This is a genomic window from Methylomicrobium lacus LW14 (genome assembly GCF_000527095.1).
GTDB lineage: Bacteria > Pseudomonadota > Gammaproteobacteria > Methylococcales > Methylomonadaceae > Methylomicrobium > Methylomicrobium lacus.
Genome location: NZ_AZUN01000001.1, coordinates 2,567,110 through 2,585,515 on the forward strand (window position 1 = coordinate 2,567,110; position 18,406 = coordinate 2,585,515).

Below are 18,406 nucleotides of genomic sequence, written 5' to 3' on the forward strand. Positions count from 1 at the left end.
AATTCTAAGGTCTATTGTACCAACGAGAATCGATAACCGAAGCCGCGCACCGTTTGCAAAAGCTCCTCGCGGCCATACTCGGAGAGAATCTTTCTGAGCCGGCGGATATGCACATCGACCGTGCGCTCTTCGATATACACACTGCGCCCCCAGACCTGATCGAGCAATTGCGTGCGCGTATAGACTTTGTCCGGATGGGTCATGAAAAACTGCATCAGGCGGAATTCGGTCGGACTGACTTCAAGCTGGCGTTCGCCGATGCTTAGGCGGTGCTGTTCCGCATCGAGCGCCATGTCGCCGAGCACGATTTGCCCACCGCCTTGTAGCTTGCCGCTTCGGCGCAGCACCGCGCGAATTCTGGCGATCAATTCCTTCGGAGAAAACGGCTTGGTCATGTAATCGTCGACACCGACATCGAAACCGCGCACTTTGTCTTCCTCTTCCCCTCTCGCGGTCAATAAAATGACCGGCAACTCCTGATAAGCGCTTTCTTTACGCAAACGCCGCGCCCATTCCGCGCCGCTGATGCCGGGCAGCATCCAGTCCAGCAGGATCAGATCCACTGGCGTCTGATCGAGAATCGCTTGCGCGGCCTTGGCGTCGCTCGCCGCATGCGCGATAAAACCGGCTTGCTCGAGCACTAAGAGCAGCATCGCGCGGATCGAGTCTTCATCTTCAACCACGAGAATAGTGAGTTTGGTCATGATAGGAAAGAAAAATAAAAGCCCGGATTGTAATCCCGAGTTAATGACAGTTTGATGACAAGACCGCGCTTAAACACACATCGATCAAGGCCTCGCTATACGGAACTGCCCGCAAAACGCCCTTTTTGTGCCGCCGCGAATCAGGCAGTGCATTCGGCTTCGAGAACGCCGCCGATACCCGCTCATTTGATCGCTCGCCACATGAAATGTTCATGATTCATAACGGCGAATTATATTAGAATTACCCCGGCCCGGTTGAATTTTTAGCCTAACGAAGCGTCTTAGAGGACGCGGTAAATCACGTTTCGCTAAACAGGAGAGTCCTCATGAGTGTATTACAAGAATTCAAAGAATTTGCAATCAAAGGCAACGCGGTCGACATGTCGGTCGGCATCGTCATCGGCGCGGCTTTCGGCAAGATCGTGTCGTCGCTAGTCGCCGATGTGGTCATGCCGCCGATCGGCGTCCTGGTCGGCGGCGTCGACTTTACCAACCTCGCGATCACAATCAAGGAGGCATCGGGCGATGCGCCGGCGGTGATGTTGAAATACGGCAGCTTCCTGCAAGCCGTCGTCGATTTTACGATCATAGCCTTTGCGATTTTTCTGGTGATCAAATTGATCAACCAGCTGAAGAAGAAACAAGTCGAAGCTCCAGCGCCGGCTCCCGAACCGACAAAGGAAGAACTGTTGCTGACCGAAATCCGCGACCTGCTGAAGGAAAGAAAACCCTAGCAACCGCTCCGGCCGGAGCGAATCCAAGGGAGCGATTCCACAATTTATCGTCATCGCTCCCCTTTCCCCGCTTGCCTAACAGCATCCCCCGCCGCCCGCGCATTGATCCTGATGATGCAAGGCCCCTTTCGTTTCGCTGACCGGACGCACGGTGCCGGACGGCGCGCACCAGGGCACGCCAGGATTGTCATGCAGCGGCGCGATGCCGATGAAATTGTCGCCGTAAGCCGGCCCGGTCAGGACCTTGCAGCTGCGCTCGCAGACCGCCATGCGCTGGCCCCGGTAAAATACATGGCCTTCATCGTCATAGACCTTCGAAAAAGGGCCGCGGTAAATCACCGCATGGCCTTTGTCGAGACAGGGCTCATTCAGCGGCTTGATTGCGGTGATCGTGACCGAACGGAATTCTAACCCTTCGACGACCTGCCAGGGGCTGTTTTCCCACTTGTCATAGCCGACCGCGATGAAGCCGGCATCGATGAAAGCCTGCAAGAAATCGTATTCCTGCAACGCGCCCGAGATGCAGCCGCTCCACAGCTCGGGGTCCTGTTTCAGATGCTCGGGCACCGTCTCGTCCGAGACGATGTCCGAAATCGCGACCCGCCCGCCCGGTTTTACGACGCGGAAAATCTCGCGGATCAATTGCGCCTTGTCGCTGTCATGCACCAGATTCAGCACGCAGTTCGAAATGACCAGGTCGACCGAGTTGTCGGCGATCAGCGGCGACTGTTGCCGCAGCCTGTCCTGCCAGGCGCGCAGCGCGATCAGATCGTGCGAACTCTTGACCGGATGCTGCGCCAGCTGCGCATCCATCGCGGCCAGATCGAGCGCCAAATCCTGAATCTGCCCCTTCACGAATTCAACCCGGTTCGAGCCGATTTTTTCGGCCATTTCCGGCTGGTATTTCCGCGCCAGCGCGAGCATGTCGTCGTTCATATCGACGCCGATTACCTTGCCTTCGTCGCCGACCAGTTGCGCGGCCATGTAACAGATTTTGCCTGAACCTGAGCCCAGATCGAGCACGGTATCGCCTGGCTGTACATAGCGGGACGGATCGCCGCAGCCGTAATCCTTGTCGATAATTTCCTGCGGCAGGATCGCCAGCAATTCCCGGTCATAGTCGACAGGACAGCACAAAGCTTCCTGCCTTACCGCCGCGCCTTCGGAATAACGCGCCAACACACTCGCTTCTACGGTCATTTTCTCTCCTTCCTATCGTTTATCAGATTAACGCGCCGCCGCAACTGCTGCCTTGCCCGGCCGTGCAGCCGTAACAATGCTGGCGCACGCTGATCGGCGCGCCGGTCAGGGCGCGTCCAAACAGCTGCTGCAAATGAATTTTTTGTTGGCCGGCAAAAGCCCCCAGCGGCAATTGCAGCATCTGGTTGAAATCGCAGTCATACACAAATCCCTGCCAGTCGATGCTCAAGGTATTCAGGCACATCACATACCGGAGATTCTCGGCACAGTGATTGTCTTTCAGCAATTGCAGGTACTGATTGAACATGCCCTTGCTGACCAGCATGCTGCCGAAGCGCTGGATCGGCAGATTGGTCATCGCGAAGAGTTGATTGAAGGTGATGCCGTAATGTTCCCTAAGATGTGCCTTGTAGGCTTTTTCGAGCGGCTCTTGCGCGGGCGGCAGGGTCGCCCCTTGCGGATTGAAGACCAGATGCAGGCGCAGATCGCCGTTTCCCCGCCCGTAACCCCATGTGTTCAATTTTTGCAGTGCCGCTATGCTCTGCTGAAACGCGCCCTTGCCGCGCTGCCGGTCGACATTGTCTTCGAGATAACACGGCAAGGAGGCGGTGATTTCGACCTGCTGGGCCGCGAGAAAGCCGGCCAGGTCCTCGTAGCCGGGCTCTTCCAGAATCGTCAGATTGCAGCGGTCGATCACCTTCACGCCCAACCGCCTAGCTTCCGTCACCAGTTCGCGGAAATGGGGATTCATCTCCGGCGCGCCCCCGGTCAGATCGAGTATTTTGATCGCTTCCTTTTCGATAAACGCCAGCACCAGATCGACCGTGTCCTTGTCCATCAGTTCGGTCCGTTTCGGCCCCGCGTTCACATGGCAGTGCATGCAACTGAGGTTGCACAAATAGCCGAGATTGACCTGCAACACCGCCAGTTCGTCCCGGAAAATCGGTGGAAAGTCGGTCTGTTCGAGGAGCGGTAAGGTCGCGTGCATGGTTTACTTCGCGCTGAAAAAAATGTCGCCGTAATAGGCGGTCGCCCGGCCTCCGGCATTGTCGGTATCGGTCATGATCGCGACCGCGTCGATATGATCGATGGCTTCGCCGAACTGTTTGCGGAGGTCATCGAGAATGTTGCGTTTTTCATGATGCCAGGCCGCCGTGCCGTCACCGGATGAGCGCAGCGCGATCATCATCACGTTCTCGCCCGCAAACGCATTCGGCCAGATTTTACCCTTCGGCGAGGTGCTTGCCCAGACATAATTGAGCGCCTTCTTGCGCCAGAACGCCAGCCCGCCGTCGATCACCACATACACCCGCGCCGCATAATCATCCCCAGGCTTCGACTGCTCATTCAGCTGGCCGAGCCGGTTTTCGATCCGCCAGCGCCAGTTCAGAAACGGCGTTTTAGTCAGATCGATGCGCTGTTTCCTGAACAGCCCCGAGGCGCTCGCCGCGCTGTCGGCCTTCAACACTTTGGCGCCCTCCTGTTCTACCAGGCGATAGCGCGTCTGCCCCTTGAACGCTTGCGTTTCCCAGGCCTTTAGCGATCCGGATGAAAAATCGCCGATGCGGATCGTGTCAGCGCCCTGGGCGATGTTGGCCGCCAGCGTCAAAAGCAACAACAGCGCAATCGATCGACGCGAAAATGTGATAGGCATGGCTTTTTGCTATGGCAATGGATACTTGAAAAAACGGATCGGACTATATCAATCCATGACCCGGACATTAATCCCAAACGCGGCGATTGGCAAGGCGCGTCGCATTGGCAAATGAGGAACGCGCGGCGTTCTATCCACTTGACCTGGCCCGTTAGCCCCTTGCATTAATTTAAGGATTTCTCCGTTCGTGGTGAGCTTGTCGAACCATGAACGGAGAAATCCGAACCGCATTAAGTTAATGCCATTCATGCTTCGACAGGCTCCGCACGAACGGCTTAACTTAATGGCAGTGGCCCGTTAGCCGCTATCCCAACAAAAACCGAGGCATCAACGTGATTTCACAGTGACAAACGCTGTCTTGAAAAAATCCCGCCCGGCCCTAGTTTATTTTTGCGATTACTATATAATACGCTGCTTATCAGCGCACCGATGCCTCGGTGGCGAAATTGGTAGACGCAAGGGACTTAAAATCCCTCGGTGGCAACACCGTGCCGGTTCGACTCCGGCCCGAGGCACCATACTTATAGTTCGAAAGACGCTCAACAAGATTCCAAAACCCGCACGTTTACTGGCTTAGCGGGTTTTTTTATGTCCGTCGAAGTCCAACAAAGTACGGTAACATTCGACAAAAACAGCAGTAAGATTTACAGTAATTTTCAGATTCTCTAAATAGTTACTGCACCGAGGTTACTGCACATGGCGAAAGAATTACTGAAACCTGCGACAATCACCAATGCTAAGCCCGGCGATAAAGACAAGCGGCTGAATGACGGCAACGGTCTTTATTTGCTCGTTAAGACCACCGGCGCGAAATGGTGGCGATTTGATTACAGCATCGACGGCAAGCGTAAAACCTTATCGCTTGGCACCTTCCCGGTCACAGGTCTGGCGGACGCAAGGCGCAAAGCCGAGCACCGTCCAATTCAAGGACTTAGGTTTTTAACCGAGTCTTCTGAAGCCAGAAACTAGCGTGTATTCACAAGTGAGACACGACAATGGCATCGATACGCAAACTTCCTTCAAGCTCCTGACATGTCCAAATCAGACACAAAGGTTGCCACGCAGTACCCAAAACTTTCTCCAGCAAGAAAGAAGCTACGGCTTGGGTCAAGCAATACAATAGCGAACTGACAGCTCAAGGTAAACCCTTGCAGTCTCTTTTCAACTCCAAGCCTAGCCCATCCGTTAGCCGAAGCAAAAACAATGCTTGCAGAGGCTCTTCAGCGATACGCTAAATCACGCTCGCCAGCAATGCAATGACGCGACTGCCTTGTGGCGTCCGCGAACCAAACATGGTTTTGTGCACTAAAACCCAATGTTTCCGCACGACCGACTTCAAGCTCCAGCTCATACAGTGCGATCGAGATCTGATAGACCATGTCTTCAAACGCTTGACCACACAGGCTGCAGCGAACGGGACGATGGGGAACGATCCGGGTTACTGCCAGCGTCAGGTTGCGGCTATAGCCTTTGCTGCCCACGCGCCGCCCGGCTTTTTTCTTGGGTTGACTGGAATCGGTGCACGGATGGGTTGCGCTGTCCGTCATGCCCTATAGATTTACATCTTTTGGCTTAAATGGCTACTTTTTGTGGCGAAGGGGCTAAACGATTACATATATAGCAAGGACATGCATGTCAATGTCCGCCAAAAACGAGCGCTCGCTATTGGGTCGTTTCTGCCTTTCGGCGAAATTTCAAGTGACCTTACTATGCAAAAACTCTGAATTTGATCTGACGGTTTCAAAAAATATCCTCGCTTGAATCGACATTGGCAGGCAGGAACCGACCCTGTGGAGCCAGTCAACTCCTGCTTCCGAACGACCGCACGCATCATAAACCGTTCCTTCCTCCTGAAGTGACTCGATCAGTGTGCATACAAATTACGGGCCTAGGTTAAATAATTGAACTTTTGACATATATATATTACAAATGTACAATAATCATTTCCCGTAATCCACGCTGAGACATTAGTCGCCATGTACCTTAGGGTTGCGGAAAACTCATATTACAAGGAGTAGGATTATGTATAGAATCAACCCTATCACAAAAAAAATGGCCAGGGTATGTATGTCAATTGTAGGACTTTTGTTCCTTCCATTGGCAGCTCATAGTGCTGACGTGCTGCACAGTTCGGTGACAAAACAGAACGGTCGATACATGATGCACATCGAAACCGTTGTTCAAGCCCCCGTTTCGAAAGTCCACTCTCTTCTCATGGATTATAAAAACTTTACTAGCTTCAACTCGATTTTCAAACAGGTTGAACTCGTGAAACGCCTTGATGATGGGGAAATTAGAATGGGAGTCAGATCGGAATTTTGCATTCTGGCCATCTGCCAGCATTTCGACTGGATCCAGGATGTCCAGTTTCGACCCGACGGGGACATTTCTATAAACATAGTACCGAACCAGGGTGATTTCCGACAGGGAAACGGCCGTTGGCGCCTGCTTTCAGTAGATGGTGGCACTCGGTTGTTATTCGATCTCGATCTAACACCGAAATATTGGATTCCGTCAGTATTCGGTACGTGGTTAGTGCAACAAAAACTTTCCGAGGACGCTTTTAAGTTTGCTCAAGAGCTGGAAAGGATGGCAATCTCGAATGGCTGTTACTCAATCTACAAAATTTGCTAAGAAAAAGGGGCGCAAGCCGGTCATGGCAAGCATGAGCGGACATTGCTGAATGCCTCCGAAGTCGATCGGGTCGAACATTATCATCCACAAAGCCATTGTGCCTATGGTGGCGAAGTCGTGATGGACGTCTAGAAATAGAAATAATGGGGTCATATATGGTCCGCCCCGTATTGCAAGAAAAAATTCACATGTGACATAAAGAAATAATGCGCCCATATATCCGGGCTTATGATGAAGTGCTCAATGACTTCCGGCCCTGATGGAATTCGCGCATCCCCGCCTCATCAGGTCTACGACTTCAAATGAGCCCGAGACCCTAGCAGGCTCTTGGAATGCAGGTGTTACCTTTTATGCCATCACTTGAATGTTATCTCCGCAATTCGTTGCTGATGTTTACCCGTTTCACTGTTTGGCTCGGCAGGAAGAGCCTCCCCTTTTGAAGAGTAATACGGCCCTCATGCTGCCGCCCGATAATTTTCTTTCTTGGTCAGCAATGCGGGCATTCTTGTTGGCCACCGCGACATTGGAAATATTTTCGCCGCGTCGACGCTTGATGTCGCTGATCCAGAGATGATGCTTGTCCTCGTGCTTGTGTGCCACCCGCGAAACCGAGCGCCCGCCGTGAATCAGCAGCGTCCGCAAATATACTTTACGCGGTCAAGTTTGCGGAATTTTCGAATAGCTGAAATTTAGGGTTCAGCAGTGTTTTGACCTGCTCGCTGAAGGTTGAGCCGACCTTATCGAGGCACTCATCAATGGAGGCCTTAAATTGGCAGAAGACTTGTTTGATGATGTCCGGGACGCTCATGTCCTGGAAAATCCGGCAGTTGCTGGTGCGGGTCAAAAACCACAGCCAGGGGCGCAGTACGGCACGGTAGCACAACAGATCGTCTTGGGCGGCCCCCTGGTGCTTGAACTCGGTGACTAAGCCGTGAAAATAGCGGGACGAGGAAAACGCTGAATGACTTAATTCCGCGCAGGGTCCGGCTGTTTGACGGGCTCACGACTCACTACAAGCACTTTCAACAACTTAGACCAATATTATTAAGCATACAATAAGAAATGTTGCCATCTACATGAAAATTAAACTCTAACAGGCAACTCTTTCCGCCAATTGTGATATATCTGGCATTTGCTGTTAGGCATCGTAGTTTTAGGATTTTTCCACGGCATTTCTTGTTGGTCCGGCGGAAACTCATTTGGTTGAACGTTAATTCTAATCTTGGGAGATATGATATGAAACTGATTAAAACCGCCGTCATCGCATTGACATTGGCTGTGTCGGCGCCCGTTTTTGCCGACACCCCGCGCCCACCGTCCATAAACCCAACGGCGTGGACATCTTGTATGATGTCGCCTTGCGTCCGGCCGGTTTCGTGGCGACCATATTGGGCAGCGCCCTTTATGTCGCATTGAGCCCCGCCACCGCGATCACCTCGCTCCAGCCGCCTCACGACACCTTCAAGACGTTTGCCGACTTCATCATTGTGAACCCTTACAAATTCACCTTTACCCGTCCGACAGGCGATTACAATTTTCCGCAAACTGAAAAATAATCCTGCTTTGCCTCATTGCCACACAGCGGCGCGGGCATGAGGCAAATGCCCCACCACACCAGCGTCCGCTAAGCCGGCCGTTTCAGCCTGATCGAACCCGCTACCACCTCGCGGGTCGGAAACAGGTGCCGATCCAGATCCCCTTTGAGCAACTCGAACAAATCGCGGGTAAACACCCGGTTTCCGATATGCCAGGAGTGATCGAAACTGCCGATTCGCGCTTGTTGATCGAAGCCCTGCAGCGCGACATCCGCATTCAGTAACGTAAAATAATCGGTGCAATCGACGTTGACCGCCTTGACCGGAATGTTTTCCGGCAGTCCGACGCGGCCTGCCCGCGGCGATATGCCCACCCTTTTCGCATTGGATAACTTTAGGACCGAGTCGGCGCCATTCGAATAATTGGTAAAGCGGGTACAATGGCGATAAATCGCCTCGGTCGAAGCATTGCCTTCCGCAAGCGAGGCAGACGAAATATCCCCGCCGATGAAGGCGATCTGGCTGACCATCCAACTCGCCTGGGCCATATGCATGTCATCCGCATCATCAAAGGCTTCGCGTATCACGTAGGCGCCGGTGGAATGTCCCAGTAAATGGATATTGATCGCGCACCCCGGCCCTTGCTCTCTGGCCAGCAGCCGAATCCCATCCGTGACCAGTTGCATGGCGGTCCTCTTCGCATCATGCCGGTCTTCCAGGTAGCTCAGCGCACTGGCCGCGCTCGGCCAATCGAAGGACATCACCACCCCCTTATAACCCGCCGCGTGCAGATCCGCCTTTAACTGTCGATGCCTTTTCATCACAACGGCCTGATCGTTATTGTAACCGTGGATAAAAACCAGGATGTCGCCGCGTTCTTTGCCGGGATCGCGCGAGTCATCGCCCCAAACGGCGGCCTGGCGTAACGCCTTGATCCATTCCGCTACGCCTCTCTTATGTTCCGGCAAAGGCACGGCCGATTCCTGCGGCACTAATAGATAATGGCTCTTGCCCGGCTCCGAGTTGAAATTGCCGTTTCTGACCGCGCGGGCACTCATAATGAAATCTTCGTTCATCATCATTTCCTCCTGATCAATCAAGGGTGTGTTATGAAGCTCATATCGTTCGTCATCATAGAGACAAACTTTACCGCATTTTGTTTTATCAACGGCCACTCAGAAGGCCAGCCATCAACAATGCTTTCTGGCTTATTGCGAAATCAATACTCCCAACCGCCCGCCAACGTAAGCAACGAACCGGTCATCATTTCCGGGCTGTCGTAAAGCAGCCAGGCCACCGTGTTGCCGATTTCATCGGGCTGCACCGGACGACCATACGGAATCTGCGCGGCCATCGCCTGCCTTTCCTCGGCGTTGATGTCTTCATCCTCGGTCAGGCCGGGGCAGATCGCATTGACCCGCACCTTGTCCGGGGCCAAGGCGACCGCCAGGCTTTTGGTCAAGGCGGCGACGCCCGTCTTCGCGGCCGAGTAGCCTGCGGACATCGGCCAGGGCTTGATGTTTTCGACGCCGGCAAAGGCGAAATTGACGATCTGGCCCTGGCTGTTGCGCAAGGCCTCCAACGCGTAATAACTGGTATGAAAACAGCAATTCAGGTTCAGGTCGATGTCGGCCAGCCAGTCCTCTGGCGTGACTTCCAGAATGTTTTTGTAAACGTAGGGGCCGACCACATTGATCAAGCCGTCGATCCGGCCGAAGCGGGCGAGCGCATGATCGACGAAGGCCTTCGCGTTTTCGGGCCGGGTCAAATCGGCTTGATAGAAGCTGTGCACGCAGCCTTTCGTGTCCAGCCAGTCGGCAAGCGCGTCGGCTTTTTCTTGATTCGCATGGTAGTGCAAAACCAGCTCCGCGCCGCGTTCGGCCAAGGCTTTGCACACGGCCATGCCGATGCCCGAAGTGCTGCCGGTGATCAATAGTGTTTTCATCGCATTTTCCTCGTCATGTCGCCGGCGTCAGTCCGGCCAGAGAATCACCGCGGTGCGCAGACGGTTCTTGCCGAAACAGGACATGCGGTCGAAATCGGCGCGCGCGATCGGCACGAACTGGCAATCCAGCTCGCTCTTGTGATCTTCCTCCGGGTCGGGGTCGTGCATGTACAGGCAGGCATCGTCGAAGCCGCTCATCACGACCCAGTGCGGCGCTTTCTTCCGGTCCAGTTGATAGGTGCTGATCAGGATCAACGGAATCGCGCCGGCCTTGAAGGTGCCGATCAGGTCGTCCTGGGTGATGTTGGTGTAATGCACCGCAATTGCCTGCGCCTCGGCCTCGCGCTTGAACGCATTATCGACCAGTTCGACGATCTGTTTTTTGTCCTCGCTGCGCACGCCGTCGATGAAGAGGGTCTCGCTTTGATTGATCCAGACCTCGACCCGGAAGCCGCGCCGCTTCGCCGCCAGCGCCAGGCCGACCGGATGGCAGCCGCCGTGGCCGGAGGTCATGAAGATCGTGGTCGCCTCCCGCCACAGATTGATCTCTTCCTCGCGCGAAGGCTGGTAGGCGTCGTTCAGCCCGTGCATCGCCATCATCAGCGAAGCGGGGCCGCAGGTGAAAGGCGTCGTTTGTTTGAGCCAATGCACGGTCCGGTGCTGCAAGGTGTCCTGGTAGTGGCGAATCAGTTTCTGGAAGCGGATCGCATCCTTATGATCCTGGTAATAATCGCGGTACAAGCCGAATTTTTGAAAACCCAAGGCCTCATAAAGCCCGATCGCGGGCGTATTATCGACGCTGACCTCGAGCCTGAGATACAACCGCCCGCTGTCGTGCGCGGCCTGTTCGCCGGCCGCCATCAGGTTTTTGGCGATGCCGTAACCTCTGAGCCGCGGCTCGACCGCCAGCGAATAAATCCGCGCCAACCGGGTGCCCGGATGATAGATGATCAGGATATAGCCGGCGATGCGGCCGTCGAATTCGGCGACCAGGAGGGCCCGATGCTCGGTCGTGATCCAGTGTTTGAAACTGCGCCGGCTTAAGCGGTCGGTATCGAAGCAGACGTTTTCGAGCTTGACGAGGCCTTCGAGATCGTTCGGACGGACCGGCCGAATCAGGATGTCTTCGCTGTTCATAATCCCGCCAATGCCTGAGCGATCACCTGCCGGCCCCGGAACAGCACCATTTCCCGCCAGGCCCGGTCCGCCGGACAAAAATGCTGCAACATCGCGAGGCTGTGCTGGCGTCGAAGTTCGATCGATGCGGGCTCGGCCCAGAGTTGATGATCGCGCCGCAGCACCTCGAACAGCCGGTCGGTGCTGTAGCTGCCGAATTCGAGCGTGATGTAGCAACTGCGCTCGTTCATGATCTTGTGCCAGGCATAGTCGAGCAAGCCGGTTTTCGGCACCGAACTGGAAGTACCGAGCAGCGGCAGCGTCACCGAATCGCCATAGAGGCTGAGCGCCGCCTGCGTGCCCGCGCTGTCCGGTTCGTGATCGCAGATGACCTCGCCGTAGCCGTAGGCGCCGAGACCGGTATGCAGGTCGATCACCGCCAGATCGCGCTGGCAAAGCGCATAGCTTTCGATCAGTTGTTCAATCACCCGCCTCCCATGACTGGGCTGGCTGCCGCCGTAACAGGCCCCCTTTGGATCATGGTATTGGCCGGCGCTGACCGCTTTCTCGAACGCAATCCGCCCATGCCGGCGTTCAAAATCGGCCAACAGCCTCTGCCTTTGCTCAGCGTCATCCAGGAACAGCGCGTCGCGGAGCTCCGTATAGCCGTCATTCCGGGGCAAGGGCGCCGAAAAATCGACGAAATTGCGGTTCAGGTCGACCCCGTCCGCATCGCAGCGCCGCCGCCAGGCATAGCCCCACGGCGTCAGCGCATGAATGATCAACAATGCGGCGCCTTCCGGCAACTGGATATGGCCTTCGGCCAGCATCAACAAATGCTCGATTTGAATCGCGCTGCCCGCATAACCTTCGATCCCGTGCGTGCCGCCGATCAGCACGACGACGCTTTCCGCATCCTCGGGACCGATCCAGACGCTGTCGGTAAACAACGGCTCGCCCTCGGGACCTGCGCCCGAACAGGAAAAAGACCGATGGTTGGTATGGCAGGGTAGCCCGGATACCAGAGACAGCCAGCGCCGCCTGGCGGCGGCATAGCCGTCTGGAAAAACATCCGTATTCAGCGGGACGAGCGGTAAACGGTAAGACATAAAACCTGCAAGACTTCTTCGCTTAGGAAGCCTTTATCGTAACACGTTGCGGCACCGGCTTCCTACCCATCAAGCCTGATCGACATGCCGTCAAAAGCGTCCAGTCGCCTCTAGGCTCCGTTCGTCTGCCGAGAATCACTTCGGCTATTTTTTTATCAGCGTCACCACGCTGGATTCGTTATCGATGACCAGTTTATAGCGTCCCAGCGCGCTCATCCCGAGCAGGCTTTTATGGTTCAGCAGCGCATCGTCGACGAAAGCGGCGTCGACGTTTTCGAGCGTTTCCGCTTCTATCCTGACGCCCTGCAATTTGCCGATCTTGGCGTCGACGCTGCCGTTCGCGGTCTGCATGGTCCGCGGGGTCAGCGAGTCCTCGGCAATCCCGAGCTTCGCGATCATCGACGCCGGCATCACGATCAGATCCGCGCCGGTATCGATGATCATTTCGACGTTTTCCCAATAGGCGCCGCTGCCCGTGACCGAGAGCGATACCAGCAGGTGCCCGCCTTCGGAGCGGGTCGGCAACACGATCCGACCGCTGTCGGTTTTTTGCTTTCTATCGATAATTACGACTTTTTCGATCTTGCCTTTGAGGTCCCGGCTGATCACGTGATTGTAGGATGCCAACGCTTTCTCGAGTTGTTGCTCCAGGCTGCCGCGAGCGCGCACCTTCGGCTCGTCGCCGATGTTATCCAGGCCGACGATCTGGATATGCATCTGGTCTTGCAGCGACTCGATCTGACCGTATAAATCATCGCCATAATCGGCTTCTTGCGCCTGCGCGCTCAGCGCAGCAACGACACAGAAAACGCAAACGAGCTTGCTCGGCGAAAGAAAATGAGGGTGTCTGTTCATCGAAATAATTGGCTTAAATTGGGTAGACTCACTTCTGGCCGCTCCGTATCCCGAACTGTCCCAGTAATAACAGGATTTTTTCCTTGCGCCGGCCCTCGGATAAGGTGCGGAGGTATTGCGCCCGTAGACTGTCCGGCAATTTGCTGACCATGCCCGCCAGGACCGCTTCGATGTTGTAGCAGGCCGAAGGGCTTGACAGGCAGGCCGGCACGCAATCGGTGCGCGCGAGTTGCAAAGCCTCTGCGACAGTGTCGATCGCAGCGCGGATGTTTTGGGCTTTGCCGCTGTCCGGATTGTCGATGTCATACGGCGGATTCCATTCACGGAATGGGCGCAATTGATCGATATGGCTGACGACCGCCAACACCGGCGGCATACGCCGTTCGAGATGGGCGCCGAACCAGCGCTGCAATTCGCTAAGAAAGCGGCCGTCGGCTTTGCGGCCGGCTTGCAGCGCCGAGCAGACCACGATCACCAGATCGAAATCGCCGAGTTGCAAGCCGCTTTTTTGAAACCAGAAGTCGTTCTCGCTGTAACCCGGACTGTCATAAAGCAACACCTCATCCATGCCCGGATGCTGAAGCTTGTAAAGCCGCAATTGATCGTCGACCGGCAGCACATCGACCGTGGCCCTGAATTCGCCGAGCAGCCCATTGATCAGACTGGATTTGCCGGCCTTGGCCTGGCCGGCGATCAACACGCGCAAGGGGCGTTTGGCGAGGGCATTTGTTTCCGGTTCCGGCTCGCTCGCAGCAAGGGATGGCGGCAGAAGATGGCCGCTGTAGAGCGCGATCGCATAATAGCCGATCTTTTTGACCAGCGTCTGAAGCAGCCAGCGCTCCAGCAAGCCTTTCGGATAAGAGGTAATTTTGCCGGTAAAAAAATGGCCGAGTTCGGCCGGGATCGCAGTAAAAGGCGATGCCGCCATCGCGAGCGTGCGGCGCAGATAATTGGCCTGCCTGAACGTCTCCTTCCATCGCCAGAGCTGCAAACCGTCCTGAATCGTGATCAGATGGCTGAACGGGACTTTATCATCCAGAAGCTCCCGCATATCCCGGCACACCTGCTCGACGATGAACAGGATGTTGCGCAGCGGCACATCGAGCTCCGCGCGGCCGGCTTCGGGCTTGAAATGCGCCGCGACTTCGATGATCACCCGCTTGGCCAGGGCGGCAAGCCGCGCCGGATCGGTCAACAGGTAGTCGGCGGGATTCAGTTCCCCCGCCAAGGCGTCGATCTTGTCCCAAATCTCCCTGGCCGCCGGCGACCAGCGGTCGTCGGGATCGACGCGCGGCAAGTTCAGCGGCAGCGGCTCGTCCTGTTGCAGTTTTTGGCTCAGAATCCAGGCGATGCCGTAGAACGACAATAAAATGGGCGCGACGACCAATAAATAATGCTGCTGCCATAACCAGATGCCGCCGAGAAGCAACAGCGCCAGCCAGGGCAACAACACCAGGACGAGCAGGACTATCAACAGCGCCGACTTTTTCATGGCGCCGGTGTCTGCTTGCGTTTGACAGCGCCCTGCAGCAATTCGCCGCCGCGCATGAATTCCTGCTTGAACATCGCATTCAGCGCCTCGGCGCTTAAGGCCTTGCCCTGCCGAGTCTCGGCAAAATAAAAGCACAGGGTCTTGCCGAGCCCATAGCTGACCGCCGCGGTGTACAAGCCTGCCATGCCGGCCGCCAGCGTTTGCCCGTAATAAGGCACCAGCTTCAATAATTCGCGGCCGCCCATGCCCGAGAGTACACCCAGGCCGATCGCGCTGACGATTTCGCCGACGCTTTGCCGGGTCAACGGCAGGCCGTAGACGCTGGCAATGCTATGAAACATCTTGCCCTGCAAGATGACGACGGTGCTCAAGCTCGCGACCGGCAGCGGAATCGCGGCTGCACAGCCTGCCAATATCGCGTAACTGACGATATGCGAATGCGCCGCCTTCGAATACACATCGTTGATCCGGCTGACATCGAGCATTTCGCGCAGGCCGAGCGGCAATGCGGTTTCGATCGCATTCCAGAGTTCGTCGATGCCGTAATCGGCCGGCTCGTAAGCGTCCTCGGCCAGGGTAAAATCGATCGGCACGAAACGGGCGTTCAGGCCGGCGAAAACCTCGCGCTGTTTCAGCAGCGAACAACGCAGGTCGGCCGGCACCGTGTGACCAATCTGCCCATTGGCGAAAGGATACGGCATCACATGCTCCATCGTCCGGGTCGGATAGCCTTCATGCAGGGTGGTTTGCGCGACGATCAACGGCCAGTTCGGGTGCGCCTTGCGAATCTGTTTGACCGCCGCCAGCAACGCCTCCAGTTGCTGATCCATCGCCTTCACGACCACAATCAGCAGATGCGCTTGCTGTTCGCTCCAGGCCATGTCGGCGCCGGCGTCATAGCCGGTTTCCGACAGGCCGCGCGTATCCAGGAAACGCAGAAACGCAGTCTCCGCATCCGGATAATCGAAAAACATCGCGGTCTTGGTGCAGGGTTTGAAGCCGTTGCCGACTTCCGCGGCGGTGGCATGGGTCAGCGTCCGGATGATCGCGCTTTTGCCGCTTTGGGTCTTGCCCAGCAGCCAGAATACCGGGGGCGGCACGCTGACGTGGATGTGATTGATTGCCTGTTCGGCTTCCGCGTCAACGGTCGGATTGAGGATCTTGCCGGTGTAATCCTGTAGATTGGAAAACGGATGCTTCGCGTGAAGATTCCATTTTTTCCAAAACTTCCAGTCGGAAAACAAGGTCGTCAGCTTGGACATAAAAGATAGGCTTAGCGGAAGTGGAAACGCCGCCGGAGAGATGGCCGAAGGACATCGGCAAGTGCGTTGCCCTCGTTCCGACGCTCAGCGCATCGGAACGAGGGCGACAAACTACGCGCCGGCCTTTTCGCCGTAGTGCGATTCGATATAACGTTCAACGAGCGCCTGGAATTCCTCGGCGATGTGGTCGCCTTTCAGCGTGACCGTTTTTTCGCCGTCTTCATAGACCGGCGCGACCGGGGATTCGCCGGTGCCCGGCAGGCTGATGCCGATGTTCGCATTTTTGCTTTCGCCGGGGCCGTTGACCACGCAGCCCATCACCGCGACTTCCATTGCCTCGACGCCCGGATATTGGGTGCGCCAGATCGGCATCTGGTCGCGCAGATAGGTCTGGATTTCGAGCGCCAGCTTCTGGAAATAATCGCTGGTGGTGCGGCCGCAGCCGGGACAGGAAATCACCATCGGCGTGAACGAGCGGAAACCCATCGTTTGCAAGATTTCCTGCCCGACGATCACTTCCTGTGTTCTGGACGCACCGGGCTCCGGCGTTAAGGAAATACGGATCGTGTCGCCGATGCCCTGCTGCATCAGCACCGACAGCGCCGCGGACGAGGCGACGATGCCTTTCGAGCCCATGCCCGCTTCGGTCAACCCCAAATGCAGCGCATAGTCGCAGCGGCTCGACAAATCCTGGTAGATGCTGATCAGATCCTGTACGTTGCTGATTTTGCAGGACAGGATAATCTTATCCTTACCGAGACCGATTTCCTCGGCTTTGGCGGCGCTTTCGAGCGCGGACATCACGATCGCCTTGCGGGTCACCGCTGCCAAGGGCTCGGGATTCGCCAGTTCACGGTTCTCGTCGAGCAACCGGGCCAGCACCGCCGGGTCCAGACTGCCTCCGTTCACACCGATGCGGACCGGTTTGTTGTACTGGCAGGCGAATTCGACCATTTGTTGAAACTGCGGATCGCGGCTTTTACCGCGGCCGACGTTGCCGGGATTGATCCGGTATTTGTCGAGCGCGGCCGCGCAATCAGGGTACTTTTCGAGCAGCCGGTGGCCGTTGAAATGAAAATCGCCGACAATCGGCACCGTATACCCCTTCTTGTCCAACTGATTGCGAATCTCCGCCACCGCCTTCGCCGCTTCTTCGGTATTGACGGTCACCCGGACAATTTCGGAACCCGCCTCGGCCAATTCGATGATCTGGTTGACTGTGGAGGTAACATCGGCCGTATCGGTGTTGGTCATCGATTGCACAACGATCGGTGCGCCGCCGCCCACTTTGACGTCGCCGACCGAAACCTGATGCGTGATTTTTCTAAGACTGATGGACATAGATTAAACTTTCAATAAGGAATGGCTAATTTAAAAAGTGTTCTATATTATACGCCTTGAGCGTGTCAAGGGCAGAGTGAAATCGTGCGGATCAATTATTTTTCTGACATCCATTTGGAATTCGGCAAGCTGGAAGCCCCGGACAACGATGCCGACCTGATCATCGCGGCCGGCGACATCGGCATTTGCGATCAGGGCGTCGCCTGGCTGAAATCCTTAGGCAAACCGGTCATCTATGTGGCCGGCAATCATGAGTTTTATACGCATGAATATCGCGAAGCCTTGCTGTTAATTCGCGAGCAATGCCAGGGCTCGCATGTGCAGTTTCTCGAAAACCGGCGTTTCATTTTCGGGCAGGTGCGCTTCTTGGGCTGCACGCTGTGGGCCGATCTCTATGCCGAAGGCCAGGAAAAAACCGATTCCCTCAGCGAGTCGCTGAACGATTTCAAAAGAATCCGCTTCGACGGCAAGGCGCTGAATGCAGACCAGTATACCGAGTTCTACCGGCGTTCGAAAGCATGGCTGGAAAGCGAACTGGCGCAGCCGTTTTCGGGAAAAACGGTCGTGGTGACGCATCATGCGCCGTCGGAATGGAGTTGGAACGAAGCGCCGAGCGCGGTCAAGAAACTGGCCTACTGCAATGATCTGAAAGCGTTGATGCATCAACACGAAATTGCCGCGTGGTTCCACGGCCATACGCATTGCCTGGTCGATTACCGGATCGCCGGGACCCGGATTCTTTGCAATCCGCGCGGCTATACCGGCCTGAGAACGGTGCCGGGGTTTGATTTAAACAAGACGGTGGATATTTAGGGCTTGGCGGGG

Annotated in this window: 20 protein-coding genes, 1 tRNA gene and 1 pseudogene; 6 read left to right on the forward strand and 16 right to left on the reverse strand. The window is 55.8% G+C overall.

Annotated features, from left to right (window positions below):
- Positions 1 to 11: 11 nt before the first annotated feature.
- A complete protein-coding gene (gene phoB / locus METLA_RS0111640; protein ID WP_024298719.1) occupies positions 12 to 704 on the reverse strand; it encodes a phosphate regulon transcriptional regulator PhoB in 693 nt (230 codons plus the stop codon).
- A 326-nt stretch (positions 705 to 1,030) separates the two neighbouring features.
- On the opposite strand from phoB, the gene mscL reads away from it, so the two are divergent.
- Positions 1,031 to 1,438, forward strand: a complete 408-nt coding sequence (gene mscL / locus METLA_RS0111650) for a large-conductance mechanosensitive channel protein MscL (RefSeq protein WP_024298720.1) — start codon at positions 1,031 to 1,033, stop codon at positions 1,436 to 1,438.
- A gap of 75 nt (positions 1,439 to 1,513) precedes the next feature.
- On the opposite strand, the gene METLA_RS0111655 is transcribed toward mscL, so the two are convergent.
- The 4 genes from METLA_RS0111655 to METLA_RS22620 are packed head-to-tail and all read right to left on the reverse strand — an operon-like array spanning position 1,514 to position 4,541.
- A complete protein-coding gene (locus tag METLA_RS0111655; protein WP_024298721.1) occupies positions 1,514 to 2,638 on the reverse strand; it encodes a methyltransferase domain-containing protein in 1,125 nt (374 codons plus the stop codon).
- A gap of 22 nt (positions 2,639 to 2,660) precedes the next feature.
- Positions 2,661 to 3,626, reverse strand: a complete 966-nt coding sequence (gene arsS, locus METLA_RS0111660) for an arsenosugar biosynthesis radical SAM (seleno)protein ArsS (protein WP_024298722.1) — start codon at positions 3,624 to 3,626, stop codon at positions 2,661 to 2,663.
- Positions 3,627 to 3,629: 3 nt separating this feature from the next.
- A complete protein-coding gene (locus METLA_RS0111665) occupies positions 3,630 to 4,292 on the reverse strand; it encodes a DUF3047 domain-containing protein (protein WP_024298723.1) in 663 nt (220 codons plus the stop codon).
- 48 nt (positions 4,293 to 4,340) lie between these two features.
- Positions 4,341 to 4,541, reverse strand: coding sequence for a hypothetical protein (locus METLA_RS22620; RefSeq protein WP_152539426.1), 201 nt, complete (start codon positions 4,539 to 4,541; stop codon positions 4,341 to 4,343).
- Between the two features lie 182 nt (positions 4,542 to 4,723).
- Between METLA_RS22620 and METLA_RS0111670 the strand changes: the two genes are divergently transcribed.
- A tRNA-Leu gene (locus METLA_RS0111670) sits at positions 4,724 to 4,810 on the forward strand.
- Between the two features lie 178 nt (positions 4,811 to 4,988).
- The gene (locus METLA_RS0111675; protein WP_024298724.1) at positions 4,989 to 5,261 is read left to right on the forward strand and encodes an Arm DNA-binding domain-containing protein; all 273 of its coding nucleotides are present in this window, start codon (positions 4,989 to 4,991) and stop codon (positions 5,259 to 5,261) included.
- Positions 5,262 to 5,512: 251 nt separating this feature from the next.
- On the opposite strand, the gene METLA_RS22625 is transcribed toward METLA_RS0111675, so the two are convergent.
- A complete protein-coding gene (locus METLA_RS22625) occupies positions 5,513 to 5,839 on the reverse strand; it encodes a hypothetical protein (protein WP_152539427.1) in 327 nt (108 codons plus the stop codon).
- 475 nt (positions 5,840 to 6,314) lie between these two features.
- Here METLA_RS22625 and METLA_RS0111685 point away from each other — a divergent pair, with 475 nt between their 5' ends.
- Positions 6,315 to 6,926, forward strand: a complete 612-nt coding sequence (locus tag METLA_RS0111685; protein WP_024298726.1) for an SRPBCC family protein — start codon at positions 6,315 to 6,317, stop codon at positions 6,924 to 6,926.
- Between the two features lie 402 nt (positions 6,927 to 7,328).
- Here the strand turns inward: METLA_RS0111685 and METLA_RS0111695 are convergent, their stop codons facing one another.
- Together METLA_RS0111695 and METLA_RS23745 are read right to left on the reverse strand one after the other, a co-directional pair.
- Positions 7,329 to 7,526 carry a hypothetical protein gene (locus tag METLA_RS0111695; RefSeq protein WP_152539428.1) on the reverse strand — a complete coding sequence of 66 codons (198 nt, stop codon included), beginning with the start codon at positions 7,524 to 7,526 and terminating at the stop codon, positions 7,329 to 7,331.
- Between the two features lie 49 nt (positions 7,527 to 7,575).
- A pseudogene (locus METLA_RS23745) lies at positions 7,576 to 7,818 on the reverse strand (contractile injection system protein, VgrG/Pvc8 family); the annotation flags it as partial.
- Positions 7,819 to 8,260: 442 nt separating this feature from the next.
- Between METLA_RS23745 and METLA_RS0111705 the strand changes: the two are divergent.
- Positions 8,261 to 8,482, forward strand: a complete 222-nt coding sequence (locus tag METLA_RS0111705; RefSeq protein ID WP_024298729.1) for a hypothetical protein — start codon at positions 8,261 to 8,263, stop codon at positions 8,480 to 8,482.
- A 68-nt stretch (positions 8,483 to 8,550) separates the two neighbouring features.
- Here METLA_RS0111705 and METLA_RS0111710 read toward each other — a convergent pair whose 3' ends face one another.
- From METLA_RS0111710 to ispG, 8 genes are all read right to left on the reverse strand, one after another.
- Entirely contained in the window at positions 8,551 to 9,537 is a 987-nt protein-coding gene (locus METLA_RS0111710; RefSeq protein WP_024298730.1) for an alpha/beta hydrolase, read from the reverse strand.
- Positions 9,538 to 9,680: 143 nt separating this feature from the next.
- A complete protein-coding gene (locus METLA_RS0111715) occupies positions 9,681 to 10,406 on the reverse strand; it encodes an SDR family NAD(P)-dependent oxidoreductase (protein ID WP_024298731.1) in 726 nt (241 codons plus the stop codon).
- A 27-nt stretch (positions 10,407 to 10,433) separates the two neighbouring features.
- The gene (locus METLA_RS0111720; RefSeq protein ID WP_024298732.1) at positions 10,434 to 11,543 is read right to left on the reverse strand and encodes a GNAT family N-acetyltransferase/peptidase C39 family protein; all 1,110 of its coding nucleotides are present in this window, start codon (positions 11,541 to 11,543) and stop codon (positions 10,434 to 10,436) included.
- Positions 11,540 to 12,631 carry a DUF2817 domain-containing protein gene (locus METLA_RS0111725; RefSeq protein WP_024298733.1) on the reverse strand — a complete coding sequence of 364 codons (1,092 nt, stop codon included), beginning with the start codon at positions 12,629 to 12,631 and terminating at the stop codon, positions 11,540 to 11,542. The genes METLA_RS0111720 and METLA_RS0111725 overlap by 4 nt, the downstream gene beginning before the upstream one ends.
- 144 nt (positions 12,632 to 12,775) lie before the next feature.
- Positions 12,776 to 13,486 (reverse strand): retropepsin-like aspartic protease family protein, encoded by a 711-nt coding sequence (locus tag METLA_RS0111730; protein ID WP_024298734.1) that lies wholly within the window; start codon positions 13,484 to 13,486, stop codon positions 12,776 to 12,778.
- 28 nt (positions 13,487 to 13,514) lie between these two features.
- Entirely contained in the window at positions 13,515 to 14,978 is a 1,464-nt protein-coding gene (locus METLA_RS0111735; RefSeq protein ID WP_024298735.1) for a GTPase family protein, read from the reverse strand.
- Positions 14,975 to 16,240, reverse strand: a complete 1,266-nt coding sequence (locus METLA_RS0111740; RefSeq protein WP_024298736.1) for a YcjF family protein — start codon at positions 16,238 to 16,240, stop codon at positions 14,975 to 14,977. The genes METLA_RS0111735 and METLA_RS0111740 overlap by 4 nt, the downstream gene beginning before the upstream one ends.
- Positions 16,241 to 16,351: 111 nt before the next feature.
- A complete protein-coding gene (gene ispG / locus METLA_RS0111745) occupies positions 16,352 to 17,581 on the reverse strand; it encodes a flavodoxin-dependent (E)-4-hydroxy-3-methylbut-2-enyl-diphosphate synthase (protein ID WP_024298737.1) in 1,230 nt (409 codons plus the stop codon).
- Between the two features lie 84 nt (positions 17,582 to 17,665).
- Here ispG and METLA_RS0111750 point away from each other — a divergent pair, with 84 nt between their 5' ends.
- Positions 17,666 to 18,394 carry a metallophosphoesterase gene (locus METLA_RS0111750; RefSeq protein WP_024298738.1) on the forward strand — a complete coding sequence of 243 codons (729 nt, stop codon included), beginning with the start codon at positions 17,666 to 17,668 and terminating at the stop codon, positions 18,392 to 18,394.
- Positions 18,395 to 18,406: the final 12 nt, after the last annotated feature.